This window comes from Caulobacter sp. Root487D2Y (genome assembly GCF_001427165.1).
In the GTDB taxonomy this organism is placed as follows: Bacteria; Pseudomonadota; Alphaproteobacteria; order Caulobacterales; family Caulobacteraceae; genus Caulobacter.
This window is the reverse complement of the sequence record NZ_LMFD01000001.1, coordinates 684,180-707,653: the sequence shown is the minus strand read 5'-3', so window position 1 is coordinate 707,653 and position 23,474 is coordinate 684,180. Positions and strand designations below refer to the sequence as shown.

At 69.5% G+C, this 23,474-nt stretch carries 24 protein-coding genes; 8 read left to right on the top strand and 16 right to left on the bottom strand.

Annotation, left to right across the window (positions count from 1 at the left end):
* Window positions 1–7: 7 nt before the first annotated feature.
* The 8 genes from ASD38_RS03160 to ASD38_RS03125 form a co-directional block, all read right to left on the bottom strand.
* Complete coding sequence (locus ASD38_RS03160) at window positions 8–988, bottom strand: type II secretion system F family protein (RefSeq protein WP_056435991.1); 981 nt, start codon at window positions 986–988, stop codon at window positions 8–10.
* A 3-nt stretch (window positions 989–991) separates the two neighbouring features.
* A complete protein-coding gene (locus ASD38_RS03155) occupies window positions 992–2,518 on the bottom strand; it encodes a CpaF family protein (RefSeq protein ID WP_056457510.1) in 1,527 nt (508 codons plus the stop codon).
* Between the two features lie 3 nt (window positions 2,519–2,521).
* Window positions 2,522–4,087, bottom strand: coding sequence for an AAA family ATPase (locus ASD38_RS03150; protein WP_056435997.1), 1,566 nt, complete (start codon window positions 4,085–4,087; stop codon window positions 2,522–2,524).
* On the bottom strand, window positions 4,087–4,812 hold the full coding sequence (locus ASD38_RS03145) for a CpaD family pilus assembly protein (protein WP_056457507.1): 726 nt from the start codon (window positions 4,810–4,812) through the stop codon (window positions 4,087–4,089). Before ASD38_RS03145 ends, ASD38_RS03150 begins: the two co-directional genes overlap by 1 nt.
* 10 nt (window positions 4,813–4,822) lie before the next feature.
* Window positions 4,823–6,418 carry a type II and III secretion system protein family protein gene (locus tag ASD38_RS03140; protein ID WP_056457505.1) on the bottom strand — a complete coding sequence of 532 codons (1,596 nt, stop codon included), beginning with the start codon at window positions 6,416–6,418 and terminating at the stop codon, window positions 4,823–4,825.
* Entirely contained in the window at window positions 6,415–7,302 is an 888-nt protein-coding gene (gene cpaB / locus ASD38_RS03135; protein WP_056436003.1) for a Flp pilus assembly protein CpaB, read from the bottom strand. The genes ASD38_RS03140 and cpaB overlap by 4 nt, the downstream gene beginning before the upstream one ends.
* Before the next feature lie 190 nt (window positions 7,303–7,492).
* Complete coding sequence (locus ASD38_RS03130) at window positions 7,493–8,005, bottom strand: A24 family peptidase (RefSeq protein WP_056457500.1); 513 nt, start codon at window positions 8,003–8,005, stop codon at window positions 7,493–7,495.
* 199 nt (window positions 8,006–8,204) lie between these two features.
* Window positions 8,205–8,390 carry a Flp family type IVb pilin gene (locus ASD38_RS03125; RefSeq protein ID WP_056436007.1) on the bottom strand — a complete coding sequence of 62 codons (186 nt, stop codon included), beginning with the start codon at window positions 8,388–8,390 and terminating at the stop codon, window positions 8,205–8,207.
* A gap of 310 nt (window positions 8,391–8,700) precedes the next feature.
* Here ASD38_RS03125 and ASD38_RS03120 point away from each other — a divergent pair, with 310 nt between their 5' ends.
* The 3 genes from ASD38_RS03120 to ASD38_RS03110 all read left to right on the top strand — a co-directional run bounded on the left by ASD38_RS03120 (window position 8,701) and on the right by ASD38_RS03110 (window position 10,289).
* A complete protein-coding gene (locus tag ASD38_RS03120; protein ID WP_056457498.1) occupies window positions 8,701–9,120 on the top strand; it encodes a pilus assembly protein N-terminal domain-containing protein in 420 nt (139 codons plus the stop codon).
* Between the two features lie 87 nt (window positions 9,121–9,207).
* Entirely contained in the window at window positions 9,208–9,753 is a 546-nt protein-coding gene (locus ASD38_RS03115) for a TadE/TadG family type IV pilus assembly protein (RefSeq protein WP_056436011.1), read from the top strand.
* The gene (locus ASD38_RS03110; RefSeq protein WP_056457495.1) at window positions 9,750–10,289 is read left to right on the top strand and encodes a TadE/TadG family type IV pilus assembly protein; all 540 of its coding nucleotides are present in this window, start codon (window positions 9,750–9,752) and stop codon (window positions 10,287–10,289) included. The genes ASD38_RS03115 and ASD38_RS03110 overlap by 4 nt, the downstream gene beginning before the upstream one ends.
* Here ASD38_RS03110 and ASD38_RS03105 read toward each other — a convergent pair.
* The 4 genes from ASD38_RS03105 to ASD38_RS03090 all read right to left on the bottom strand — a co-directional run bounded on the left by ASD38_RS03105 (window position 10,279) and on the right by ASD38_RS03090 (window position 14,956).
* Complete coding sequence (locus ASD38_RS03105; RefSeq protein ID WP_056457492.1) at window positions 10,279–11,073, bottom strand: aminotransferase class IV; 795 nt, start codon at window positions 11,071–11,073, stop codon at window positions 10,279–10,281. The genes ASD38_RS03110 and ASD38_RS03105 overlap by 11 nt on opposite strands.
* The gene (pabB, locus tag ASD38_RS03100) at window positions 11,070–12,425 is read right to left on the bottom strand and encodes an aminodeoxychorismate synthase, component I (protein WP_056457489.1); all 1,356 of its coding nucleotides are present in this window, start codon (window positions 12,423–12,425) and stop codon (window positions 11,070–11,072) included. Before pabB ends, ASD38_RS03105 begins: the two co-directional genes overlap by 4 nt.
* Before the next feature lie 54 nt (window positions 12,426–12,479).
* Window positions 12,480–13,919, bottom strand: coding sequence for an MFS transporter (locus tag ASD38_RS03095; RefSeq protein ID WP_056457486.1), 1,440 nt, complete (start codon window positions 13,917–13,919; stop codon window positions 12,480–12,482).
* 263 nt (window positions 13,920–14,182) lie between these two features.
* The gene (locus ASD38_RS03090) at window positions 14,183–14,956 is read right to left on the bottom strand and encodes a tyrosine-protein phosphatase (RefSeq protein ID WP_056457483.1); all 774 of its coding nucleotides are present in this window, start codon (window positions 14,954–14,956) and stop codon (window positions 14,183–14,185) included.
* A gap of 222 nt (window positions 14,957–15,178) precedes the next feature.
* Between ASD38_RS03090 and ASD38_RS03085 the strand changes: the two genes are divergently transcribed.
* A complete protein-coding gene (locus ASD38_RS03085) occupies window positions 15,179–15,940 on the top strand; it encodes an alpha/beta fold hydrolase (RefSeq protein WP_056457480.1) in 762 nt (253 codons plus the stop codon).
* Window positions 15,941–16,092: 152 nt separating this feature from the next.
* On the opposite strand, the gene ASD38_RS03080 is transcribed toward ASD38_RS03085, so the two are convergent.
* Window positions 16,093–17,547 carry an AMP nucleosidase gene (locus ASD38_RS03080; RefSeq protein ID WP_056436029.1) on the bottom strand — a complete coding sequence of 485 codons (1,455 nt, stop codon included), beginning with the start codon at window positions 17,545–17,547 and terminating at the stop codon, window positions 16,093–16,095.
* 203 nt (window positions 17,548–17,750) lie between these two features.
* Here ASD38_RS03080 and ASD38_RS03075 point away from each other — a divergent pair, with 203 nt between their 5' ends.
* The 3 genes from ASD38_RS03075 to ASD38_RS03065 all read left to right on the top strand — a co-directional run bounded on the left by ASD38_RS03075 (window position 17,751) and on the right by ASD38_RS03065 (window position 20,016).
* Window positions 17,751–19,010: a dicarboxylate/amino acid:cation symporter gene (locus ASD38_RS03075; RefSeq protein ID WP_056436032.1), complete on the top strand. Its 1,260-nt coding sequence runs from the start codon at window positions 17,751–17,753 to the stop codon at window positions 19,008–19,010.
* 67 nt (window positions 19,011–19,077) lie between these two features.
* On the top strand, window positions 19,078–19,512 hold the full coding sequence (locus ASD38_RS03070; RefSeq protein ID WP_056457476.1) for a DUF6491 family protein: 435 nt from the start codon (window positions 19,078–19,080) through the stop codon (window positions 19,510–19,512).
* 96 nt (window positions 19,513–19,608) lie between these two features.
* Window positions 19,609–20,016 carry a DUF6491 family protein gene (locus tag ASD38_RS03065; RefSeq protein ID WP_056436036.1) on the top strand — a complete coding sequence of 136 codons (408 nt, stop codon included), beginning with the start codon at window positions 19,609–19,611 and terminating at the stop codon, window positions 20,014–20,016.
* Between the two features lie 119 nt (window positions 20,017–20,135).
* Here ASD38_RS03065 and ASD38_RS03060 read toward each other — a convergent pair whose 3' ends face one another.
* Complete coding sequence (locus ASD38_RS03060) at window positions 20,136–21,011, bottom strand: 2-dehydropantoate 2-reductase (protein ID WP_056457473.1); 876 nt, start codon at window positions 21,009–21,011, stop codon at window positions 20,136–20,138.
* A gap of 72 nt (window positions 21,012–21,083) precedes the next feature.
* A complete protein-coding gene (locus ASD38_RS03055; protein WP_056457470.1) occupies window positions 21,084–22,124 on the bottom strand; it encodes a ribonucleotide-diphosphate reductase subunit beta in 1,041 nt (346 codons plus the stop codon).
* A gap of 135 nt (window positions 22,125–22,259) precedes the next feature.
* On the opposite strand from ASD38_RS03055, the gene ASD38_RS03050 reads away from it, so the two are divergent.
* Window positions 22,260–22,931, top strand: a complete 672-nt coding sequence (locus tag ASD38_RS03050; RefSeq protein WP_056457467.1) for a glutathione S-transferase family protein — start codon at window positions 22,260–22,262, stop codon at window positions 22,929–22,931.
* 47 nt (window positions 22,932–22,978) lie between these two features.
* On the opposite strand, the gene ASD38_RS23690 is transcribed toward ASD38_RS03050, so the two are convergent.
* Entirely contained in the window at window positions 22,979–23,173 is a 195-nt protein-coding gene (locus ASD38_RS23690) for a hypothetical protein (RefSeq protein ID WP_156390539.1), read from the bottom strand.
* Window positions 23,174–23,474: the final 301 nt, after the last annotated feature.

Here is a 23,474-nt window from a genome sequence, read left to right as displayed (position 1 = left end):
GCCTCCCCTAGAACTTGAAGTTGATCATCTTGCGCATCACGAAGATGCCCACGCTCATCCAGAAGCCGGCGATCATCAGCATGAAGTGGCCGCGCTGGTCGCTGAACATCGGCGCCATGTAGGTGGGCGCGGTGACCGAGATCATCACGACGACGCCGGGCGGCAGGCTGCCGATGATGAAGGCCGAGGCCACGGCTTCGGCCGACAGGGCCTTGATCTTCTCGGCCATCAGCTTGCGGGCCCGCAGCACGGTCGACAGGTTGCCCAGCGCCTCGGCCAGGTTGCCGCCGGTCTTGGCCTGGATGGTCAGGACGATGGTGAAGAAGCGCAGCTCGTTGGTCGGCATGCGCTCGTACATGCGCTCCAGCGCCTGCTCCATCGACATGCCCATGCCGGTGTTCTCGGTCAGGATGCGGAACTCGCCGGCCAGGGGCTCGGGGCATTCCTTGCCGATGATCTTCAGGCAGTCATGGACGGGCAGGCCCGACTTGATGCCGCGCACGATGATGTCGATGGCGTCGGAAAAGGCCTCGGTGAACTTCTTGGTGCGGGCCTTGGCCAGCATGCCGACCACCCAGCGCGGCAGGCCCAGGCCCGCGGCGAAGGCCGCGCCCAGCGCGATCAGCGGCATCTGGCGCAGCACCAGCAGCACCACGCCGACCAGCAGGCCGACGACCCCGCTGATGATCCAGAACATCTGGACGTTGTCGCCCAGGCCGGCGGCGCGCAGGCGCGCGGCGATGCTCAGCGAGGCCTTCTTCTTCTCCTGATCCTGTTCCTTGAGCGTCTTGAGGATCTGCTTTCGGCGGGCGTCGGGAGTGTTGGCGGCCGCCTTGGCCCGGGCGGCCACGCTGGTGCGGTCGCCGCCGGTGATCAGCTGGGCGCGCTTGACGGTCTTGGCCGAGCCGCCGTCGCCGCCGCCGGCCAGCACGAAGCCGAGCCCCGCGATGGTGATGAAGCCAAGGACGCCGGCGAGGATGAACAGCATCGCCTATTCCGCCGCGTCGAGGGCTTCGGCCAGCTCGCGCTCGAGGCCGTAATAGCGGGCGCGGTCCCAGAAGCGCGGGCGGCCGATGCCGGTCGAGCGGTGCTTGCCCACCACCTTGCCGTCGGCGTCCTCGCCGCTGATCTCGTAGACGAACAGGTCCTGGGTGACGATCACGTCGCCTTCCAGCCCCACCACCTCGGTGATGTGGGTGATCCGGCGCGAGCCGTCGCGCAGGCGGGCGGCCTGGACGATGACGTCGACCGAACCGACGATCATCTCCTTGATGGTCTTGGAGGGCAGGCCGTAGCCGCCCATGGTGATCATGCTCTCGATCCGGCTGATCGCCTCGCGCGGGCTGTTGGCGTGCAGCGTGCCCATCGAGCCGTCGTGGCCGGTGTTCATGGCCTGCAGCAGGTCGAAGGCCTCCGGGCCGCGGACTTCGCCGACGATGATCCGCTCGGGACGCATGCGCAGGCAGTTCTTGACCAGGTCGCGCATGGTCACCGCGCCCTGGCCTTCCAGGTTGGGCGGCCGGGTTTCCAGGCGCACCACGTGCGGCTGCTGCAGCTGCAGTTCGGCCGCGTCCTCGCAGGTCACCACCCGCTCGGTCGGGTCGATGAAGGCGGTCATGGTGTTGAGCAGGGTGGTCTTGCCCGAGCCGGTGCCGCCGGAGATGACGATGTTGCAGCGGCAGGCGCCGATCACGCCCAGAACCCGCGCCCCCTCGGGGCTGATCGACGCGTAGTCGACCAGGTTCTTCATCGTCAGCTTGTCCTTCTTGAACTTCCGGATGGTCAGGGTGGGACCATCCAGCGCCAAGGGCGGGGCGATGACGTTGACGCGGCTGCCGTCGGGCAGGCGGGCGTCGCAGATCGGGCTGCTCTCGTCGACCCGCCGGCCGACCTGGCTGACGATCCGCTGGCAGATGTTCATCAGCTGCAGATTGTCGCGGAAGCGCACGTTGGTCAGCTGGACCTTGCCGCCGACCTCGATGAACACCCGGTGGGCGCCGTTGACCATGATGTCGGCGATGTCGTCGCGGGCCAGCAGGGGCTCCAGCGGGCCGTAGCCGAGGACGTCGTTGATGATGTCCTGGACCAGGTGCTCCTGCTCGGACACCGACATCGAGACGTTCTTGATCGCCACCAGCTCGGCGACGATGTCGCGGATCTCCTCGGCCGCCGCCTTCAGGTCCAGCTGGGCCAGCTGGGAAAGGTCGATGGTGTTGAGCAGGGCGTTGAAGATCGTGGTCTTGGTGGCGTGGTAGTAGTCGCTCTGCTCGCGGACCACGTTGGCGGTCGGCGGCGCGCCTTGGGCGGCGCGCAGCTGCTCCAGGCCGTTGGTGGCCTTGGGACCGACGGCCTTGGTCGGAACGGCGCCCGGGGCCGCCGCCGAGGCGGCGGGGGCGCCCGATTCATTGGCGGGGTCGACGCGCTGCGGACGCGTGGCGATGGCCGGCGCGCCCGTCGAGACGGGCGGGGGCGCCTGCTCCGTGCGGACGGCGGCGGCCTGATCGCGCTTGCCGAACATGCCCTACTTCTTCTTGAACAGGCTGGAGAGGACCGACGTCTTCTGCGGCGTCGGCGGTTCGCGGCGGCTGATCAGCCGCGCCAGATGGTCGATGCCCTCGGCCGCCTTCGACTTGGGCGCCACCTCGGCGACCATCTGGCCGTTGTTGGCGGCCTGGCCGAAGGGCTTGGGATCGAAGGGCAGCACCAGGGACGGCGTCAGGCCCAGGGCCTCGCCGAAGTCCTTGACCGGGATCTCGGGGCGGCCGGGCACGCCCACCTGGTTGAGCACCAGGCGCGGCGGGGCGTCGTTGGGCCGGGCCTGGCGGACCAGGTCGACGATGTTCTTGGCGTTGCGCAGGGACGCCAGGTCCGGAGTGGCCACCACGACCAGGTCGTCGCTGGCGATCAGCACCTGTCGGGTCCAGGCGCTCCAGCTGTGCGGCAGGTCCAGCACCACGAAGGGCGCGGCGCCGCGGATCTTCTGGGTGACTTCCTCGAAGGCGTCGGCCGGGATCTCGTAGTCCTGGTCCAGGGTGCCGGGCGCGGCGAACAGCGACAGACGGTCGCCGCAGCGGACCATCATGCGGTCCATCAGCACCGGGTCCAGGCGGTCGGGCTGGCTCAGCGCGTCGAGCACGCCCTGCAGCGGGTCCTGGTTGAAGTCGAGGCCGGCGGTGCCGAACGGCAGGTCCAGGTCGACCATCACCGTGGCGGCCTGGACGCGCTCGGCCATCGACCAGGCGAAGTTGTGGGCCAGGGTCGAGGATCCGACGCCGCCCTTGGCGCCGACGAAGGCGATCTGCCGGCCGACGAACGGCGCGGACGGGTCGGCATAGAGGCCCGAGACCGCGCGGATGATCTGCAGCGGGCCCTGGGGCTGGGTGATGTACTCGCTGACCCCCCGCCGCATCAGTTCGCGATAGAGGGCGATGTCGTTGGTCTGGCCGATGACCACGACCTTGGTGCCCGGGTCGCAGACCTGGGCCAGGCCGTCCAGCAGGGCCAGCATGCGCGGCGCGGCGTCCAGGCTCTCGACCAGCACCAGCGAGGGGGTCGACTGGTTCTGGTAGTAGTCGACCGCGGCTTCCAGCCCGCCGGGGCGGGCCGAGGTCGAGGCGCGGAGCATGCGGCGGTCGGCCGCGGCGGCCTCGACCAGGGCGACGGTCTCGGGCCGCGAGCAGAAGGCGTGGATGGTGATGCGCGGCACGGCCGCCTCGCCCATGTCGGCGTCGGCGGCGGCGATGACTTCCTGCACCAGCGCCTGGGTGGTGCCGACCGGATGGGCGGCCGGCGCGACGGGCGCGGCGGCTTCGACGGGCACGGGCTGGGCCGCGACCGGCGCGACCGGCGCGGCCGCCGGGGCGGGCGGGGCCGTCGGCCTGGGCGTGGGGGGCGCGGCCGGCGGCGGCGGGTCCGCGAACGACGCGGAGACGGTTTCGCGGGGACGCACGGGCGGAAAATCGGCGAACGGGTCGTCGTTCAAGCGCGCCGTCGGCGCGGCTCGCCAGGACTCCGCGCCGGGCGCCGCGAAATCGTCGTCGGCCTCGAAGCCCAGGTCGAAAGGATCGTGATCGTCGCGCGGGGCCATCAGTGGACCGCCTTCGAAACGACGCCGTTGGACTGCTCGTCCTTGGCCGAGGAGGTGGTCTCGCCCTTGCGGTACTTGTCGAGCACGGTGGCGCGCCGCCCAGAGTCGATCGGACCCTCGGGACGCGGGCTCAGCAGGTCCTCGGGATTGGCCACCTGGGCGGCGATATTGGCGGTCACCGCGCAGCCGAAGTTCTCATAGGCGGTGTTGTTGCGCGTGCCGGTGATGTTCTCCCAGCCGCCGCATCGCGGGACCTGGGCGGTGTAGCGCAGGAAGCCGACCTTCAGCGGCGCGGCCGGCGCGCCGGCGGCGTCATAGCCCATCACCCGGACCTTGGCGGCCGGAGCGCCCATGGCGATCAGGCGCTGGCGGGCGGCCACGGCCATGCGGCCGGCGACCTCGCCGCTGGCTCCGCCGGTCGGGGCGCTGACCACGATCTCGCGCGCCTCTGCCGCCATCCAGCGGTCCAGCAGACCGTCCAGGGCCTGGCTCTGAGCAACCGACAGCCCCTCGGCGTGGAGGGCCAGCAGGACCTCGTCGGGGTGGGAGTCGACATAGACGCGGTCGTTCCACTGCTCGGAAGGGGTGCGCGGCGCGACGGCCGTCTCGGGCCCCGCGGCCGGCGCGGCGCAGGCGGCCAGCAGCGTCAGGACCAGACCGGCGGCGGCCAGTTTCGAGACCAGCGGAGCGGCCGTTCGGGGCGAAGAAGGATGGGGGCGCGTCATGTCCGCGTTCTCACTCGATCACATAGCCGACGGGGCCCTGATAGGCGCGCCCGTTGTTCGCGCCGACCGGCGCCTTGACCACCTTGTTCAGCCGGCCCAGCAGGACCGTGCTCATGTCGCTCGCCGTCTGCAGGCCGTCGGCCGGAGTTTGCAGTTCCTGCGGCTTGGTCGGGTCGACGATGTAGGGGGTGATGATGATCACCAGCTCGGTCTCGCCGCTGAGATAGTCGCGCGAGCGGAACAGCGAGCCCAGGATCGGCAGGTTGGTCATGCCCGGCAGGGAGTCGATGTTCTGCTTGGAGGTCTGTTGCAGCAGGCCGGCGATCATCAGCGAGCCGCCGGACGGCAGTTCGACCGTGGTCTCGGCCCGCCGCACGGTCAGGCCCGGCACGCTGAGATTGGTGCCGCCGTCGGAGCTGGCCAGGGTGAAGGCGCCCAGGCTGGTCAGTTCCGAGACTTCGGTCGACAGCTTCAGCGAGATGCGGCCGCCCGACATCACGACCGGCGTATAGCCCAGGCCCACGCCGTACGGCTTGAACTCCAGCGAGATGCGGCCCAGCGCGTCCTGGGCGACCGGGATCGGGAACTCGCCGCCGACCAGGAACTTGCCGGCCTCGCCCGACACCACGGTCAGGTTGGGCTCGGCCAGGGTGCGCAGCAGGCCCACCCGCTCGAAGGCCTGGATCATGGCGTTCGCGGAGTTGACGCCGTCGCTGCCGACGCGGTCCGTGCCCACGCAGTTGGCCATGTTGCCGCCGCTGATCACGGTGCTGACCGCGCAGCCGGCGGGCGGCGAGGCGATCGGCTGCTTGGTGGTGTCCAGCTTGTAGCCGCCGATCGCGCCGCCGACGAGGGCGCCGTTGACGCCGAAGGTCGGGCTCATGCCGAAGGCGTACTGGGCCCCGCCCAGCTGGCCGAGAACCGCGCCGGTGTTGAAGCCCAGCTGCTTGATGATGTTGCGCTGGACCTCGACGATGCGGACCTTGAGCATCACCTGGTCCTTGCCGGCGATGGTCAGCATGTTCAGCACGTTGTCGGGCTTGTCGACGAAGCGGCTGGCGATCTGCGAGGCCATGCCCGCCTCGCCGGTGTTGGCCACGGCTCCGGTCAGGATCACGCTGTCGCGGATCGACTGCACCTGGATGTGGGCGTTGGGCAGCACGCGGCGCAGGGTTTCCTCCAGGGCGGTGGAGTCCTGCTCGACCCGAATGGCCAGGCTGAGGATCTTCCGACCCGAAGCGTCGAAGAACACCGCGTCGGTCGCGCCCAGGGCCATGCCCAGCACGTAGACGCGGCGCGGTCCGCGCAGCACCGCGTCGGCCACGGCCGGATTGGTCACCAGCATGTCGCGCACGTCGACCGGCAGCTCGATGATCGCCGACTTGCCGCGCGACAGGTTCAGGCTCTGGGCGCCCGAGGCGGTGAGATCGATGCGCAGCACCTGTTCGGCCGGCGGCGCCATGACCGACGTCGGGGCGGGGCGGGGCGCGACGCGGGCGGGCGCCCCGTACAGATGGGTGCCGGCCGCCGGGCCGTCGGCCAGGACGGTCGAGGGCGCCAGGACCAGGACGGCCGCGAGCGAGGCGGAAAGGAGCCGGCGGATCATGGGCGGACCGAGATGCTGGAGGTCTGGCCGCCGCGGTTGATGCGGACGACGGCGGAATCTTGCGACGGGGCGGCCAGACCGGAGGGACCGCCCAGGTCGGTGTAGGCCCGCAGGGTCAGGGTCACCGGGCCGCCGGCCTTTGCGCGGGTCAGGGCTTCGGCCTCGATCGGGCCGACCTCGAGGGTGGCGGTGGAGGCGACGATGGTCTTGGCGTCCTTCTCGGCCGCCGTGGTCTGGTCGAGGGCCAGCACGCGGACATTCTGCACGATGGTCTCGGCGATGGTCTGCTTGACCGAGGCGCCGTCGCCCTCGCCGACGCTCTGCGCCTCGCGGGTCTGGATGACGTCGACACGGTCGCCGGGCAGGATGAAGCCGCCGACCGCGGTCTCGGAGGTGACCGGCACGGCCATGGCGCGCTTGCCGGGGCCCAGGACCACCGACAGGTAGCCGCCCTCGCCGCCGCGGACGATCTTGCGGGCGGTGATGGGTTCTCCGGACAGGATCGGGTCGCGCACGATCGCGCCCTCGACGGCCTTTTCGGGGGTGACGCCGCCGATCATGGTCCCGGCCGCCTCGCCGACCGCCTTGGCGGCCTTGGCCGTGGCCTTGGTCGGAACGGGCTCGGCCGCGCCGTTGGTGATGAAGGCGGCGTTGACCGCGTCGGACGGCCAGGGCTGCCAGGCGACGTCGCCGGCGGCCAGGCGATCACCGATCGCCAGGTCGCGCTTGGCGACCAGGACCTGGGTCATGGGCTTGTTGGAGGGCGCGGCTTCCGCGACCGGAGCCGGCGCGGGCTTGCCGCCCATCGCCTTCTGCATGACCACGGCCAGGCCGATGGCCGCGACGGCGGCGACCAAAACGATCATGACGCGAAGAGGGTTCATGCGGTCGGGCTCTAACGACGGAAATACAGGTCGGGGCGAGCCGCCTTCAGGCGATCACGCACGATTCGTCGAACGGCCCTTCTGGCCGCGTCGCACACTCGCGCGGCCATGGTTAACAGCGGCTAAAGGCAGCGCTCCAAAGGCGGGGGCCGGGGCGCGACAGGCTGACGCGGGGCGCCCAGGGGCGTCGCTAGACGCCGACGGCCAGGGTCAGGGCGCCTTGCGGAAAGGCCGCCAGGGCGCCGACCGCGATGGCCACGCCGTAAGGGATGTCGCCGTCCTTGGCGCCCAGCTTGCGGATCCAGGCGGGGCTGCCGGCCAGGACCGGCTCGAACCAGCCCGACCGCAGGCTGAGAATGCCCAGGGTCAGGGCGCCGCCGGCCATGCCGGTGATCAGCATGAACGGCAGGGCCGCGGGCCAGCCCAGCCACAGGACGGACGCCGCGAACAGCTTGGCGTCGCCGCCGCCGACCCAGCCGGCCGCGAACATCCCCATGCCGGCCAGCAGGGCGATCAGGCCGGCGGCCAGGCACAGGCCCAGGGTCGCCAGGGAGGCGCCGCTGACCAGGGCGACCGGCGCGAAGGCGGCGATCAGGGCCAGGGAGATCCAGTTGGGGATCGTGTAGCTGGTGACGTCCTTCAGCGCGGCCACGACGACCAGCGCGGGGAAGATGAGCAGCAGGGCGAACTGAAAGGTCTGCATGGCGGCCTAGCCTGATGGGATCGGCCCCACCCTGGGCCAATCGCGTGAAGCAATCGTTGAAGGGGGCGTTGAAAAGGGCGTCGAAGCGGACGTTGAAGCGGTCGCGCCGCCGGAGGCCGCCCGCCCCGATGCGGGGCTCCAGACGCAAAAAAAGGCCCCGGCGTTTCCACCGGGGCCCTCTTTTCGGGACGGCTTGGCCTTAGTTGGCGGCGCTGTTGGCGGCTTCAACCTTGGCGTTGGCGTTCGTGAAGGTGGTCTTCAGGTTGGTGCCGAGCGTGGTGACGATCGTGGCGATCACGACGGCGATCAGGGCGACGATCAGGCCATACTCGATGGCGGTCGCGCCGGATTCATCGTTCAGGAAGCGGGTGACGAACTTCGACATGTTGGATCTCCTGGTCAGTAAGTGGATCTGGGCTTTCAAGCCGTGTCGACTTGCTCACCCCCGAAAACACGATCAACTTCACCCAGTTCGCTTAATGGCCAGTAAACGCGGATGGTTTCGCATTTTTTTTCGATGGTTTATTTTGATTTACCATTATCTTCTCTTAACTATGCCGATAGTCGGAACATGAAAACCCCTTGTGCGACAACGTTTTCTCAAATGTCGGAAAGAATACACGGGCGGCGCGCTTAGTTCTTTATTGACCATTCCAAGGCATTTTCGTCGTGCACAAAGCTGGGAAGACATCTTCATGCGCCCCCTGACTCTCGCCCTCTGCGCCGGTCTGAGCCTCTCGATCGCCACGGTCGCGCTCGCCGACAGTCCGGCCGCGCCGTTGTCGGTCAGCGCCGGCGCCGCCGCGCGCATCGTGTTGAGCGGGCCGGTGCGCGACATCGTGGTGGGCGACCCGTCGGTGGCCGACGTCAGCCTGGTCAACGAGCGGACCCTGGTGGTGCTGGGCAAGAAGGCCGGCGCGACCACCATCCTGGCCTTCGACGCGCGCGGACGCGCCCTGGCCGACCGCGACGTGGTGGTCTCCGACGTTCCGACCCAGGCGGTCGTCGTCCAGCGCGGCCTCAGCGCCGCGACCTACGCCTGCGGCGATCGCTGCTCGCTGCTGGGCGCCACGAACGCCCCGGCCGCGCCCGCCCCGGCCGCCGCCGTCCCGTAAAGTCCCCGACCTAAACCAACGATTAGGGACGCCCGGCCTAGATTGTCCGGCCTGACGTTCCCAGAAGGCGCTGACGCGGACGCCGCCATGGCCGATCGAGCCCGACACCATCGCCAGCTTCTGGCCCGCCTGGGTCTGCTGCGCCGCTTCGCCCGCGCCGACGACGGCGCGGCGGCGATCGAGTTCGCCTTCGTCGCCATCCCCTTCCTGATCCTGGTGTTCGCGATCATCGAGCTGGGCCTCACCTTCCTGGTGTCGATGAGCCTGGAAAACGCGCTGAGCAACGTCGACCGCACGATCCGCACCGGAACCCTGCAGACCAGCGGCGGCAACGCCGCCTCCTTCCACCAGGACGTCTGCAACGAGATGTCCTGGCTGGGCGCGTCCTGCGCGTCGGCCCTGACCCTGGACGTCCGCGTCCTGCCCTCGTTCGCCCAGACCAAGGACCTGCCCAAGCCCCTGCCCGGCGCCACCAGCTTCGATCCCGGCGGCCCCAACGCGATCGTCCTGGTGCGCGGCTACTACAAGTGGCCCCTGATCACCCCGCTGCTGGAGGACGCCGTCGCCGGTTCGTCCGGCGATCGCGAGGTCACGTTCGCGGCGGTGTTCACCAACGAGCCCTATCCCCCATGACCCGTCGTCTCTCCAGCTTCTGGCGCGACCGCCGAGGGGTCTCGGCCGTCGAATTCGCCCTGATCCTCCCCGTGCTGATGATCTTCTATTTCGGCATGGCCGAGCTGACCGAGGCGATGATGGCCCAACGGCGCCTGAGCCACCTGACCGCCTCGATCGGCGACGTGGTGGCCCGCGACCAGAAGTTCACCGACGCCCGTCGCGACGACGTCTTCAGCGTCGGCAATGTGCTGATGGCGCCCTTCCCCACCGCCACCCTGCGGATGTGCATCGTCAGCATCGCCTCCGACGCCGCCGGCAAGGACGTGGTGGTCTGGTCGGAAAAGTCGAACGCCCCGGCCAACTGCCCCGCGGCCAACGCCATCGTCGACATCCCGCCCAGCGTGCTGCCGGCCGGCCAGAGCGTGATCATGAGCAAGGCCAGCTACGATTACGACTCGGTGTTCAAGCTGATCATCCCCCAGACCATGACCTTCCGCCGCACCTTCTATCTGCGGCCGCGGCTCTCCGACCAGGTGACGCGCGTCAAGCAGTGAGGGCCTGGCCCAGGCGTTCGATCAGGGCGTGCGGACCGAAGGTCTCGCCCTCGAACCGCCGGGCCGGGCGCACGCCGATAAGGCTGTTGGTCAGGAACACCGCCTCGGCCTCGTCCAGGGCCTCGGCGCCGGTCGCCACCTCGTGGACCTCGACGTCCAGGGTCCGCGCCGCCTCCAGCACCCGCCCCCGGGCGATGCCGTTCAGCACGCCGCAATGCAGGGCGGGGGTGAACAGCCGCCCTTCGATGATCCAGAACAGGTTGGCGGCCGCCGCGCAGGTCAGGTCGCCGTGGTTGTTGCGCATCACCGCCTCGTCGGCGCCGGCCGCCCTGGCCTCGGCCCGGGCCAGGACGTTGTCGAGATAGGACAGGGTCTTGAGCCGGGCGGCGGGCGAGCCCTCGTTGCGGCGGGTCTTGGCCAGGACCAGGTCGACCGGCGTCGTCGCCGGCGGCGCGGCGGCGGCCCTGGCCGCCAGGCGAAGCACGGGGGCGGCGGGTCGATCCAGGCCCCGGCCGCCGGAGCCGGCCGTCAGGGTCAGGCGCACGGCGGCGCGGATCTCGGCCAGCCCGGCCTCGCCGGGCGCGGCCAGGCAGAGCGCGCGGGCCTGGACCAGGTCGAAGGCCGGCAGGCCCAGGGTCTCGCAGCCGGCGGCCATGCGCGCCAGGTGGGCGTCGAGATGCGGCAGGTCCTCGCCGGTCCACAGCATCGTCTCGAACAGGCCGTCGCCCAGCAGCAGGCCCCGGTCGTCCAGGGGAAAGGCGGCGTCTAGAGGAAAGGCTGTCATCCGCGGGGCGGCTCCATCAGGGCCCGGCGCAGGGCGGCGAACTTGGCTTCGGTCTCCAGGCGCTCGGCATGGGGATCGCTGTCGGCCACGATGCCCGCTCCGGCCCTCGCCTCCAAACGCCATCCGCCATCCTTTTGTTCGAGCGGGTCCTGTTCAAGGCCGACGGTGCGGATCAGCACGCTGGACTCCAGCGCCCCGTCGACCCCGGCCCAGAACAGCGAGCCGCAATAGGGTCCGCGCGCCGTCTCCAGCTGGGCGATGACCTTCATGGCCTGGACCTTGGGCGCGCCGGTGATCGAGCCGGGCGGAAAGGCCGCGCGCAGCAGGTCGGCCGCCGCCAGGCCGGGGGCCAGCCGGCCGGTCACCGTCGAGACCAGGTGATGGACGTTGGCGAAGGTCTCGACCCGGAACAGCTCGGGGACCGCGACGCTGCCCGGCGGGCTGACCCGGGCCAGGTCGTTGCGCATCAGGTCGACGATCATCAGGTTCTCGGCCCGGTCCTTGGCGCTGGCCGACAGCTCGGCCATCAGCCGGGCGTCCTCGGCCTGGTCGGCTCCGCGCGGGCGGGTGCCCTTGATCGGCCGGGTCTCGATCGTCAGATCGTCCCCCGCGACCTTCAGGAACCGCTCGGGCGAATTGGACACCAGGGCCCGGCCCGGCAGGCGCAGATAGGCCGAGAAGGGCGCGGGGCTGTCGGCGCGCAGGCGGGCGAACAGGTCGAACGGATGGGCGCCGGCCGCCAGGCGGCCGGTCCAGGCGCGGGCGATGTTGGCCTGGAAGATCTCGCCGCCGACGATGCGCTCGACCACGTCGGCCACCGCCGCCTCGTAGGCTTCGCCGGCGCTGACGCTCAGCGCCTCGCACAGTGTTCCTTCGTGCAGGTCCGGCGAGGCGGCGTTCAGCCAGCCCAGGGCCGCCTCGGCGCGGACCCGCGCGAAGCTCTGCGATCCGCCCCGGCCGATCGCCAGCACCCGGCGCTGCAGGTGGTCGAAGGCCAGCAGGGCCGGATAGCGGGCGCAGGCCAGGTCGGGCCAGCCGGTGCGCGGCAGATCCAGATGCTCGACCCGGTCGCCCAGCTCGTAGGCGGCCAGGCCCGCCACCCCGCCCTGGAACGGCGGGCCGTCGGGGTCCATGGCCTGGGGCGGGCCGACCAGTTGGGCCAGGGCCTCGAAGGGATCGCGAGGGTCGTCGGCGGTCACCGTCAGGGTCGCGTCCGGGTCGCGCAGCAGGTAGGACCACCGTCCCGCCTGGCCGCCGGAGATCATCGCGCAGGCGAACGGCTCGTCCCGCCACGGGGCCGCGGCCCAGACCGGGTCGCGCCAGGGGGCGCTGATGAGGACGACATGACGCATCGGCGGGTGATACCGCCGCTGGCCCTCGGACGCTACGACTTAGGGGCCGCCGGATCAGGTCTCCGGGTCGCCGCCCCGCACCAGGAACAGGCCGCAGAATCCCAGCCCCAGCAGGACGGCGATCGGCAGGAAGCCGCCGACCTGGCTCTTGAAGATCGCCGTGGCCAGGGCCACCAGCAGCGAGCCCAGCCACACCGTGGCCGTGCCCGACAGGGCGTACAGCCCGAAGAAGGCGGCGGTCTTGTCGGGCGGACACAGACGGATCAGCAGGGTGCGGCTGGACGCGTACTGGGCGGTGACGAACACCGCGATCAGCAGGCCCAGGCCCAGATAGATCAGCTCCGGCGCGGTGCGGAACAGCGGTCCGCCCCAGATCGGCGCGTGGGCCGCCGGGTCGTAGGACCAGAAGTACAGGATCTTCTCGCGGCTCATGCCCAGGGTGGCGACCAGCACCGCCAGGCAGCCGGCGATCTCGAGCTGGACGGCCTTGCGCGGCCCCAGCACGCGGTCGAACCACGGGGCGGCCAGGCCGCCGATCACCCCGAAGATGCTCAGCGAGATGCCGTAGGCCAGCATCTCCAGCGCGCCCCACCGCATCAGGCCGGCGGCCAGCAGCCCGCCGAACACCAGCAGCGCCGTCATGCCGTCGTTGTAGAGCATGCGCGCGCCCAGGAAGACGGCGACGTCGCGATGGCCGCGCAGGTTGCCGAAGATGTCGCGCAGCATGGCGATCCCCGCCCGCAGGCTGTCCATCCAGCTGCGGCCGGTGCGGACGGCGTCGGGGGTCCACAGGAAGAACGGGATCGCGCCCAGCAGCATCACCGCCGCCGCCATCGGGCCGGAGATCCGGCTGGGCTCGTTCTTGGCCGGGTCCAGGCCGAACAGCGGGGCGTGCGGCACGCCGGGCCAGTCGACCTGGCCGGGCAGCACCATGCCCCAGAGCATGAAGATCAGCAGGGCCACCGACAGGCCGTTGGCCAGGGCGTAGCCGAGGCCGGAGATCAGGGCGGCGCGGCCCGGGACGGCGCCGGCGGCGCGGCCCAGCAGCGAATTGCTCAGCACGTCGCCCCAGTTATAGACCAGGCCCAGCACGATCAGCAGGGCGCTGGTCGCCATCAGCGGCAGGCCGCCGGCGGGCATCGCCCACCACAGGGCGACCAGGGCCGGGACCATGATCCCCAGCACGATCCCCAGCATCGGCTTGCGAGGGCCGTACTGCTCGATCATCGCCCCCAGGAACGGCGCGGTCAGGGCGGTCAGCAGGCCGTAGGTCGTGGAGATGTTGGCCACCAGGGCCTGGCCCGCGACCGGATCGCCGACCAGCACCCGCGAGAAGTAGGGCGAGAAGATGTAGATGGTGATCAGGATCACATAGGGGTCGCGCGCGCCCTGCTGCAGGATCCAGGCAAGGGCGCCGCCCGGCAGGCCCGACTTCAGCGGGGCGACCGGTTCGCCGCTGGCCGGAGCCGCCGCGGCGGCCGAAAACTCACTCATGCCGTTCCACCCTCGTCACTGGCCGTCGTCTGGCGCGGCGGCTTGGGCGGAGCGTGGCTTTGAAACGAGCGTTTGTCACGCCCTGTTCGCCGCCCCCTTTTCACCGTCATCCCGGGCCTTGTGCCCGGGCCCCCTCTATCCGCCGCGGGTGCGGAGGTGTGGCGCGCCGGCGCGCCATTTGGCTTCACCGTCAGCTGAACCGGGGGTCCCGGGCACGAGGCCCGGGATGACGGACTGAATTTGGAAAGGGGAAGCTGTAGCTTTTACAGCAGGATATGCGCCCGCACGGCCTCGCGGCCCGCCGCGTCCAGTCCGATCGCCTGATCCAGATAGCCGTCGATCGAGCCGTAGCGCGCCTTCATCGCCGCCAACGCCGTGGCCAGGTAGTCGGCCTCGACGCCCAGGGCCGCGCGCATCGCCGCGTCGGACGGCCGGCGGCCGAGCTCGGCCTCGAGACGGTCGGCCACCTTCGGCCCGCGGCGGGCGAAGCGCTCCTCGTCGTTGGTCAGCAGGTAGTCGTCGACGATGTCGTCGTCGCCCACCCCGGCCACGTGGTGGGTCAGGGCGGCCAGCAGGCCGGTGCGGTCCTTGCCCGCCGCGCAGTGGATCAGCACGGGGCCGCGCGCGGCGGCCAGGGCCTGGAAGTAGCGGCGGAACAGGTCCAGGTGGCGTTCCGCGAACGGCGCCCGGCCGTAATATTCGACCAGGTAGCCGCGGATCGACTCCACCGACAGGTCCGAACCACGCAGGAAGGCGTGCCAGGGATCCTCGCCGGTCACGCCCAGGTCGTTGTCGATCACCTCGGCGGCGAAGCCCGCCCAGCGCCGCGACGGATCGCGCTGGCGCTCGTTGGGACGGCGCAGGTCGACGAGGGTGACGATGCCCAGCCCGGCCATGGCGACCAGATCGTCGTCGGTGGCCTCGGCCTGGTGGGCGGCGCGGAACAGCACGCCCTTCTTCAGCCGGCCCTCGCCGGCGGCGTAGTCGCCGAAATCGCGGAAGTTCTCGACGCCTTGCAGAACGATGTGACGAGTCATGGCGGGCTTGTTAGCGCCACGGGGTGACGAAAGCGAGACATCCTAAACACCGCTCATCCCGGCGAATGCCGGGACCCAGATGGAATGGCGCTGGGGCTGACGCCATGAGCTCAGAGCCTATCCAATCATCCACCCCGCTAAGGGATCTGGGTCCCGGCATTCGCCGGGATGAGCGGATCTAAGGGGCTGGCCGCACAATCCCCACGGCGCCACTCTGCCCTCATGACCGAACTGCACCGCTTCCAGAGCTTCGACGGCGTCTCCCTGGGGTACCGCACCCTGTGCGGTTCCGGGGGGGCGGGCTGGCCGACCCTGATGCTGCACGGGTTCCTGGCCAGCGCCGAGACCAACTGGTTCCTGCCGGGGATCGCCGCGGCCGTGGCCGCGACCGGCCGCCGGGTGATCGCCCCGGACCTGCGCGGCCACGGCCGTTCGGACGCCCCGACCGATCCGGCCGCCTGGCCGCGCGACGTGCTGGCCATGGACCAGGAGGCGCTGATCGCCCACCTGAATCTGAAGGACTACGACCTGGTCGGCTATTCGCTGGGCGCGCGCACGGCCGTGCGAATGCTGGTGCGCGGGGCGCGGCCCCGCAAGCTGGTTCTGGGCGGCATGGGCGATCGCGGCCTGATGGAGGCGGGCGCCCGGGCGGCGATGTTCGAGGACAGCATCCGCCACGGCGACGCGGCCCAGGATCCGAGGGCCGGCCGGCGGGTCCACGCGATGATGGCGGCGGGCGGCCTCAAGCCGGAGGCGATGCTGGGCGTGCTGGCCTCGTTCGCGGCGACCAGCGCCGAGGAGATCGCGGCGATCAACGTGCCGGCCCTGGTGGTGGCCGGACAGCGCGACGACGACAACGGTTCGGTCGAGGGGCTGGCGGGGATGATGCCTGACGCGCGCGGCGTGAGGGTTCCGGGGGATCACCTGAGCGCGGTGATGGAGCCGGCGCTGGCCGAGGTGATTACGGGGTTTTTGGAAGCGTAGGCCCTCCCCCCGTGGGGGAGGCGATCGCGAAGCGATCGGTGGGGGGAGTTTTAGGATCGCCGATCCAGGCACTCGGCCGTCTTCCGATCACTCCCCCCTCCGTCGGCTTCGCCGACACCTCCCCCACGGGGGGAGGACCTAGATCGGCGACATCACCGGAACGGCGGCTCGTCGAACGCCCGCAGTTTGCGCGAGTGCAGGTTCGGGCCTTCCTCCAGCAGCAGCTTGCAGGTCAGGATGCCGATCTGCAGGTGCTGGCTGATGGCCCGCTCGTAGAAGGCGTTGGCCTGGCCGGGCAGCTTGATCTCGCCGTGCAGCGGCTTGTCCGACACGCACAGCAGGGTCCCGTACGGCACCCGGAAGCGGTAGCCCTGGGCGGCGATGGTGGCGCTTTCCATGTCGATGGCCACGGCCCGGCTCTGGTTGAAGCGCAGGGCCGAGAGGCTGTGGCGCAGTTCCCAGTTGCGGTCGTCGGTGGTGACCACCGTGCCCGTCCGCAAGCGCTTCTTGAGCTGATCACCCGAGTCGCCGCTGATCGCCTTGGAGGCGTCGTAGAGGGCGCGCTGGACCTCGGCGATCGACGGCACCGGGATCTCGGGCGGCAGGACGGCGTCCAGCACGTGGTCGTCGCGCAGATAGGCGTGGGCCAGCACGTAGTCGCCGATGGTCTGGGTGTCGCGCAGCCCCCCGCAGTGGCCGATCATCAGCCAGGCCTGCGGGCGCAGCACCGCCAGGTGGTCGCAGATGGTCTTGGCGTTGGATGGGCCCACGCCGATGTTGACCAGGGTGATCCCCGTGCCGTCCTTGCCCATCAGGTGGTAGGCCGGCATCTGGTGCTTGCGCCAGGTCGACTCCGCCACCGCCAGTTCGGGATTGGCGGTGTTGGCGGTGATCATCAGCCCGCCCGAGCAGGACAGGCCCTCGTAGGGACTGTCCGGCAGGGCCAGCTGCTCAATGCCCCAGCGCACGAACTCGTCGACATAGCGATGGTAGTTGGTGAACAGGATGAATTGCTGGACGTGCTCGGCCGGGGCGCCGGTGTAGTGGCGCAGGCGGGCCAGGGAGAAGTCGGTGCGCAGGCCGTCGAACAGGGCCAGCGGCCGGTGCTCCTCCATCGCCGGGCTCCACACCCCGTCGGCGATTTCGTCGCCGATGAAGGCCAGGTCCGTGGTCGGAAAGAAGCGGGCAATGTCCTCGGAGCGGACGTCGGCCTGGTTCAGGTCGATCGTGGCGTCCAGCACGTAGGGATAGGGGATCTCCTGGTTGGAGCGGTCGATCTCGATCTCGACCTCGAAGTCGTTGAGCAGCAGGGTCAGCTGCTCGACCAGGTAGTCCTTGAACTGGTTGGGCTTGGTGATCGTCGTGGCGTAGACGCCGGGCCGGCTGACCCGGGCGTAGGAGCGCGCCAGCTTGGGCGGCAGGGCCTCGGGATCGTAGATCAGCCGCAGCTGGGGATAGGCGAACGTGCCGTCGAACCGCGCTTGCGGATCGGGCCGGGTTCCATGTTCGAGATAGGCGCGAAGCGCGGTCCGCAGGGCGTCGACGGCGCGTTCGTATTCTTCGTTGAGCTGCTCAACGACGGCGATTGCTTTTTCTTGGTTTGACATGGCGCCCTATATCAGCGTTCCGGCGGCTTTTCCAGGCCAGGGCTGGTCGGTGGGCTCCAGGGCATGGACGAAGCCGATTTCGTCGGCCACAAGGGTCGTAACGACCAGGGCGACGGGCGCGCGAGCGGAAAGCTTGCCCCCAATCCTTTGCTTAAGGTCGCCTCGACCAATTCGCTCGAGCCCCGCGCTCGAGGGGGGAGCCCATGAATAGACGTTTCGCCTTTCTGATCATCGCCGCCATGGTCCTCGGGGTCCTGGTCGGCTGGGGTTGCAACCAGTATCTCGACGCCGCCCAGACCGCCGAGGCGGTCAAGTGGTTCAAGATGGGGACCGACCTGTTCCTGCGGCTGATCAAGATGATCATCGCCCCGCTGGTCTTCACCACCCTGGTGGCCGGCATCGCCCACATGGAGGACGCCGCCGCCGTCGGCCGGATCGGCGCCAAGACCATGGGCTGGTTCATCAGCGCCTCGGCCGTCTCGCTGCTGCTGGGCCTGTTCATGGTGCACCTGCTGCATCCGGGCGCGGGCCTGGTGCTGAACGAGGCGACCAACGTGGCCGCCAACGCGCCGGCCGCCTCGACCGAGACCTTCACCCTGCAGGGCTTCCTGACCCACCTGGTGCCGATCTCGATCTTCGACGCCCTGGCCAAGAACGAGATCCTGCAGATCGTCGTCTTCTCGCTGTTCGTCGGCACCGCCGTCGCCTCGCTGGACAACAAGGCCCCGCACATCCTGGAGCTGGCCGAGCAGGGCGCGCAGATCATGCTCAAGGTCACCGGCTTCGTGATGAAGCTGGCCCCGCTGGCGATCTTCTGCGCCCTGGCCTCGACCATCGCCGACCAGGGCATCTCGATGCTGGTGGTCTACGGCAAGTTCGTGGTCGGCTTCTACGCCACCATGGCCACGCTCTGGCTGCTGCTGTTCATCGCCGCCTTCATCGTGCTGGGCAAGCGGGCCATCCCCCTGTTCGGCATCATCCGCGACCCGGCCCTGCTGGCCTTCTCGACCGCCAGCTCGGAAGCCGCCTATCCGCGCATCCTCGACGCCCTGCCCAAGCTGGGCATCCGCCGCCGCATCGTCTCGTTCGTCCTGCCGCTGGGCTATTCGTTCAATCTCGACGGCTCGATGCTCTACTGCACCTTCGCCACGATGTTCATCCTGCAGGCCCACGGCGTGCACCTGACCGTCCAGCAGCAGATCTTCATGCTGCTGCTGTTGATGGTCACCTCCAAGGGCATCGCCGGCGTGCCGCGCGCCTCGCTGGTGGTGATCATGGCCACCCTGACCTATTTCGGCCTGCCCGAAACCTGGATCGCCCTGGTCCTGGGCGTCGACCATCTGCTGGACATGGGCCGCAGCGCCACCAACGTGGTCGGCAATTCGGTGGCCGCCGCCGTGGTCGCCAAGTGGGAGGGCGAGCTGGACGACGTCGTCCCGGACGAGGAGCCGGCCAAGGCCTAGAACACCGGAGGTTGACTCCTTGGCGCCAAGGTTCACAGTAACCGGACCTGACGCCAAGGAGCCGACGATGACCGGTAAGATGACCCTCCGCGCCCTGTCGATCGGCGCCGCCAGCCTGGCCTGCGCCTTGACCTCGGCCGCCTTCGCCGCCGAACCGTCCGCGGCCCGCGACTGCTTCGAGGGGACCAAGGTCGCCGACTGGGTCGCCATCGACGACCACACCATCCTGCTGAAGACCCAACAGTCGGATTTCTATCGCATCGACCTGGCCCGTCCGATCCGGCAGCTGAATTCGCCCGCCGCGCGGCTGAACGTCGGTTCGAAGAACCGGATGGTGTGCGCCGCCGCGGACCTGAACGTGAACCTGTTCCTCACCGCCTCCATGAACATGCCGCTGGGCGTGTCGAAGGTGACCCGGATGTCGGCCGAGGAGGTCGCGACGGCGGGGTCGGCGAACCTGCCGGGACGGCGGTATCGCGGCGAGCGCCTGGCCGACTTCTGAGTCCCGGCCGGCCCCACCGCGTATAACCGCACACATTGACTTCCGTGCGGCGGGGACCAATCTGCGTGGCGAGGGACCCAGTCGAGGAAGACCGTCATGAACGCTCGCTCCATGCTCAAGGCCGGACTGCTGACGGCGGCCCTCCTGGCCGCCGCCCCGGCGTTCGCCGATCCGGCCGCCCAGACCAAACCCCGCCCGGCCCGCACCTGCTTCTCGCTGTCCGACTGGGACAACTGGAGCGCCCCCGACCGCGACACCCTTTATCTGAAGGTCCGCAATCGCGACGTCTATCAGGTCGACCTGTCGCACGGCACCAGCATGCTGACCTCGCCGGGCGTGCACCTGGTGTCGATCGTGCGCGGCCCCGACACGGTCTGCGGTCCGCTGGACCTCGATCTGCGGGTCTCCGACGGCTTCGGCATGGCCATGCCGATCATGGCCAAGAGCATCACCAAGCTCTCTACCGAACAGGTCGCCGCGATCCCCAAGAAGGACCGGCCGTAAAGCCACCTGACACGGGAGCGAAAACCTCGTCCTTCGACAGGCTCAGGATGAGGTTTTCTACCGCCGCCGCCTGCGCTTGGTCCTCATCCTGAGCCTGTCGAAGGACGAGGACCACGCGCCTACCCCTCCGCCGCCGCCTCCAGCAGCGCCACGACCATCGCGTTGACCGGCGTGGCGATTCCGTGCCGCGCGCCCAGGCGGACGATCACGCCGTTGCGGGCGTCCAGCTCCATGGGCCGGCCCGCCGCCCGGTCGGCGTGCAGGGAATTGACCCCGTCGGCCGGTCCCGAGCGATAACCTTCGACCACGGCGTCGGGCAGGTCGGGCGGCAGGTCCGCCCCCTCGGCCCGTCCCACCGCCACGCATTCGCCGACCAGGGCCCGCATCAGGGCGGCGATCGGCTCGCGCCGGGCCACGCCCGAGGGCCGCAGGGTCAGGGCGTTGACCGCCCCGGCGCAGTTCAGGGCCAGCTTCTTCCAGGCCGCGGTCTTGAAGTCCGGCGTCGTGGAGACCGCGATCGGGGTGTGGGCGAACAGGGCCACGAAGGCCTCCCCCGCCGCCCCTTCCGGAACCAGGATCGAGCCGTCGCGCCGCTGGCGCACGCGGCCGGGCGCGCCGCGTTCGGCCGGGATGTCGACGACGGCCGGGGTGATCCGCTCGGCGGCGACGTAGGCGCTGAAGCGCTCGACATGTTCGACGCCGTTTTGCAGCACCGCCACGCGGGTGTCCGGCCCGACCAGGCGCGCCAGCCAGCCGCCGGTCGCCGCCGCGTCATAGGTCTTGGTGGTGATGATCGCCCAGTCGACGGGGGACGCCTGGTCCGGCGCGGTCAGCACAAGCGGCCTGGCCGTCAGCGGGCCGCCCGGCGTCTCGACCTCCAGCCGCTCGAAGGCGGTGCGCACGCAGACCTCGACCTCAAGCTCCGGGTTCTGGGCCAGCCACGCGGCGATCACGCCGCCCACCGCGCCCGGTCCGATCACCGCAATCCGCGTCATCACCAAACTCCAGACAAAGAAACGCCGCCCCCTTTCGAGGGCGGCGGCATGTTATCCCCGTTGTCCCTGCTCTTATTCTGCCGGCAGGGTGTTCTCCGAGCGCTTGGTCAGCATGTTGTCGAAGCTCGACCACACGCCTTCCGCGCCGTGCCATTGGCCCCGGGTGGCGGCCTTGGAATATTCCGTGGCCCGGGCCTCGAAGAAGTTGGCGTGCTCCACGCCCGACAGCAGCGACTGCAGCCAGGGCAGCGGGTTTTCCTTGATGCCGTACACTTCCGGCAAGGCCAGCTGGCGCAGGCGCCAGTCGGCGATGAAGCGGATGTATTTCTTGATGTCGTCCGGGGTCATGCCCTGGATCTCGCCGGCCTCGAAGGCCAGGTCGATGAAGGCGTCCTCCATGGTGACCACGGTCTTGCAGCAGTCGACGATGTCGTCGGCCACGGCCTTGGTGACCGCGCCGGTCTCCTTGTTGAACGTGTGGTACAGCTTGATGATGCCTTCGCAGTGCAGGCTCTCGTCGCGGATCGACCACGAGACGATCTGGCCCATGCCCTTCATCTTGTTGAAGCGCGGGAAGTTCATCAGCATCGCGAAGCTGGCGAACAGCTGCAGGCCTTCGGTGAAGCCGCCGAACATGGCCAGGGTGCGGGCGATGTCGGCATTGGTGTCGACGCCGAACTTCTGCATGAAGTCGTGCTTGTCGCGCATGGCCTGGTATTCCATGAACGCGCCGAATTCGCTCTCCGGCATGCCGATGGTCTCGAGCAGCAGCGCGTAGGCCGCGATATGGATGGTCTCCATATTGGCGAACGACGACAGCATCATCTTCACTTCGGTGGGTTTGAAGACCCGGCCGTAGCGCTCCATGTAGTTGTCGGCGACCTCGATGTCCGACTGGGTGAAGAAGCGGAAAATCTGCGTCAGCAGGTTCCGTTCCTTGTCGTTCAGCTTGACCGCCCAGTCCTTCAGGTCCTCGCCGAGCGGCACTTCCTCGGGCATCCAGTGGACCTGCTGCTGCTTCTTCCAGAACTCGTGGGCCCACGGATAGCGGAAGGGCTTGTAGGCGCCGGAGGGGGTCAGCAGGCCGGGCGTGGTGATCAGCTTGGCGGACATCGAGGACGGCTCCAGGGCAGGCGGACGCGAATCGGACAGTCGGTTAGGCTCTCTTGGTACCGCAGCTGTCGGGATCATCTAGTGGTCACGACGTCGCAGCACACAACATGTTGTGGGCAGATTGGGTAACGAAAGATGAATCAAGCTTACACCATCTTTGGCGCGCTTGGCTCGGGGTCCGTGCCCGTCGAGGCGACTTTGACCCTGCTGGGGCAGCCGTACAGCGTGGTCGAGGCGCCGACCTGGGAGGGCGAGGCGCAGCGGGCCAAGGTGGCGGGCGTCAATCCGCTCAAACAGATCCCGGCCCTGGTCACCCCCGACGGCGAGACGATCACCGAGAGCGCGGCCATCCTGATCTGGCTGGCCGACCGCTTCCCGGAAGCGCGGCTGGCCCCGTCGCTCGATTCGCCCCTGCGCGGCCAGTTCCTGCGCTGGATGGTGTTCGTGCCGGCCGCGATCTACTCGCTGTTCTGGGTGCGCGACGATCCCTCGCGCCTGGCGGGGCCGGACGCCGAGCTCGGCGCGCGGATCAAGGCCGCGACGGCGGACCGGATCGCCGACTGCTGGGGGATGATGGAGAGCCAGCTGGCGCCGGGCCGGTATCTGCTGGGTGACGAGCTGACGGTGCTGGACCTCTATGTCGCCGTGGTCAGCCGCTGGGGGTCGCGGCGCAAGCGGTTCTACGCGGTGGCGCCGCGGATGGGCGAGGTGGTGCGACGCGTGGACGCCGATCCGCGGCTGGAGGCGTTCTGGGCGGAGCGGTTTCCGTTCGTGGACGGGTGGGAGAGCCGCGGGGCGGCGGGGTAGGAGCGAACGTCGGGAGGTGTGGCGGAGGCCAGCTTCCGCTTTCGACCCTAGTCGGACATTGGCTTTTCAGCGGGAATTCTGCGCCGTTCACGTTGGAGTAGCAGGAAGGACGCCACGAACAGCGCCACGACGGCTATGCCGAAGATGTCGGCCATTGATGCCATCGTTGCGAACTTCCAGCCTAGAATCGCCACCGCGAACAGGTTCAACAGCGCAATGAGCACTAGCCTTGAACGACGCATTGCATTCCCCTTCACCACCCTTCTCAGACATTTGAAACGTCCGCTAGGCGGGAGCCAGCATCCGCCCCGGATGCGGCCACGCCTTAAAGCCTTGGTGGATCGGAGCTCTGGCGTCTGGCCGTGTCAAGGACGGCGCGTCGCGCCGCCGCGACGCGCCGTCCTTGACACGGCCAGACGCCAGAGCAGGCTCGCCATCAAGGTTTCAAGGCGCGGCCTCGCCGCTGGCGATGACGTCAGGGGCTTTTCGGCGAAGCCGACGGGTGGGGGATCGGTGCAGGGTGTCGGACGCGGGGCTTTTCTG

What these genes read in the sequence shown, in the direction of transcription:
- ASD38_RS03055 (WP_056457470.1), bottom strand. Translation starts at nt 22,124, where the DNA reads ATGTCCGCCAAGCTGATCACCACGCCCGGCCTGCTGACCCCCTCCGGC.
- ASD38_RS03145 (WP_056457507.1), bottom strand. Translation starts at nt 4,812, where the DNA reads ATGACGCGCCCCCATCCTTCTTCGCCCCGAACGGCCGCTCCGCTGGTC.
- ASD38_RS03065 (WP_056436036.1), top strand. Translation starts at nt 19,609, where the DNA reads ATGAACGCTCGCTCCATGCTCAAGGCCGGACTGCTGACGGCGGCCCTC.
- ASD38_RS03155 (WP_056457510.1), bottom strand. Translation starts at nt 2,518, where the DNA reads ATGTTCGGCAAGCGCGATCAGGCCGCCGCCGTCCGCACGGAGCAGGCG.
- ASD38_RS03095 (WP_056457486.1), bottom strand. Translation starts at nt 13,919, where the DNA reads ATGAGTGAGTTTTCGGCCGCCGCGGCGGCTCCGGCCAGCGGCGAACCG.
- ASD38_RS03090 (WP_056457483.1), bottom strand. Translation starts at nt 14,956, where the DNA reads ATGACTCGTCACATCGTTCTGCAAGGCGTCGAGAACTTCCGCGATTTC.
- ASD38_RS03150 (WP_056435997.1), bottom strand. Translation starts at nt 4,087, where the DNA reads ATGGCCCCGCGCGACGATCACGATCCTTTCGACCTGGGCTTCGAGGCC.
- ASD38_RS03070 (WP_056457476.1), top strand. Translation starts at nt 19,078, where the DNA reads ATGACCGGTAAGATGACCCTCCGCGCCCTGTCGATCGGCGCCGCCAGC.
- ASD38_RS03125 (WP_056436007.1), bottom strand. Translation starts at nt 8,390, where the DNA reads ATGTCGAAGTTCGTCACCCGCTTCCTGAACGATGAATCCGGCGCGACC.
- ASD38_RS03140 (WP_056457505.1), bottom strand. Translation starts at nt 6,418, where the DNA reads ATGATCCGCCGGCTCCTTTCCGCCTCGCTCGCGGCCGTCCTGGTCCTG.
- ASD38_RS23690 (WP_156390539.1), bottom strand. Translation starts at nt 23,173, where the DNA reads ATGCGTCGTTCAAGGCTAGTGCTCATTGCGCTGTTGAACCTGTTCGCG.
- ASD38_RS03160 (WP_056435991.1), bottom strand. Translation starts at nt 988, where the DNA reads ATGCTGTTCATCCTCGCCGGCGTCCTTGGCTTCATCACCATCGCGGGG.
- ASD38_RS03120 (WP_056457498.1), top strand. Translation starts at nt 8,701, where the DNA reads ATGCGCCCCCTGACTCTCGCCCTCTGCGCCGGTCTGAGCCTCTCGATC.
- ASD38_RS03115 (WP_056436011.1), top strand. Translation starts at nt 9,208, where the DNA reads ATGGCCGATCGAGCCCGACACCATCGCCAGCTTCTGGCCCGCCTGGGT.
- ASD38_RS03075 (WP_056436032.1), top strand. Translation starts at nt 17,751, where the DNA reads ATGAATAGACGTTTCGCCTTTCTGATCATCGCCGCCATGGTCCTCGGG.
- ASD38_RS03050 (WP_056457467.1), top strand. Translation starts at nt 22,260, where the DNA reads ATGAATCAAGCTTACACCATCTTTGGCGCGCTTGGCTCGGGGTCCGTG.
- ASD38_RS03085 (WP_056457480.1), top strand. Translation starts at nt 15,179, where the DNA reads ATGACCGAACTGCACCGCTTCCAGAGCTTCGACGGCGTCTCCCTGGGG.
- ASD38_RS03110 (WP_056457495.1), top strand. Translation starts at nt 9,750, where the DNA reads ATGACCCGTCGTCTCTCCAGCTTCTGGCGCGACCGCCGAGGGGTCTCG.
- ASD38_RS03060 (WP_056457473.1), bottom strand. Translation starts at nt 21,011, where the DNA reads ATGACGCGGATTGCGGTGATCGGACCGGGCGCGGTGGGCGGCGTGATC.
- cpaB (WP_056436003.1), bottom strand. Translation starts at nt 7,302, where the DNA reads ATGAACCCTCTTCGCGTCATGATCGTTTTGGTCGCCGCCGTCGCGGCC.
- ASD38_RS03080 (WP_056436029.1), bottom strand. Translation starts at nt 17,547, where the DNA reads ATGTCAAACCAAGAAAAAGCAATCGCCGTCGTTGAGCAGCTCAACGAA.
- ASD38_RS03105 (WP_056457492.1), bottom strand. Translation starts at nt 11,073, where the DNA reads ATGACAGCCTTTCCTCTAGACGCCGCCTTTCCCCTGGACGACCGGGGC.
- pabB (WP_056457489.1), bottom strand. Translation starts at nt 12,425, where the DNA reads ATGCGTCATGTCGTCCTCATCAGCGCCCCCTGGCGCGACCCGGTCTGG.
- ASD38_RS03130 (WP_056457500.1), bottom strand. Translation starts at nt 8,005, where the DNA reads ATGCAGACCTTTCAGTTCGCCCTGCTGCTCATCTTCCCCGCGCTGGTC.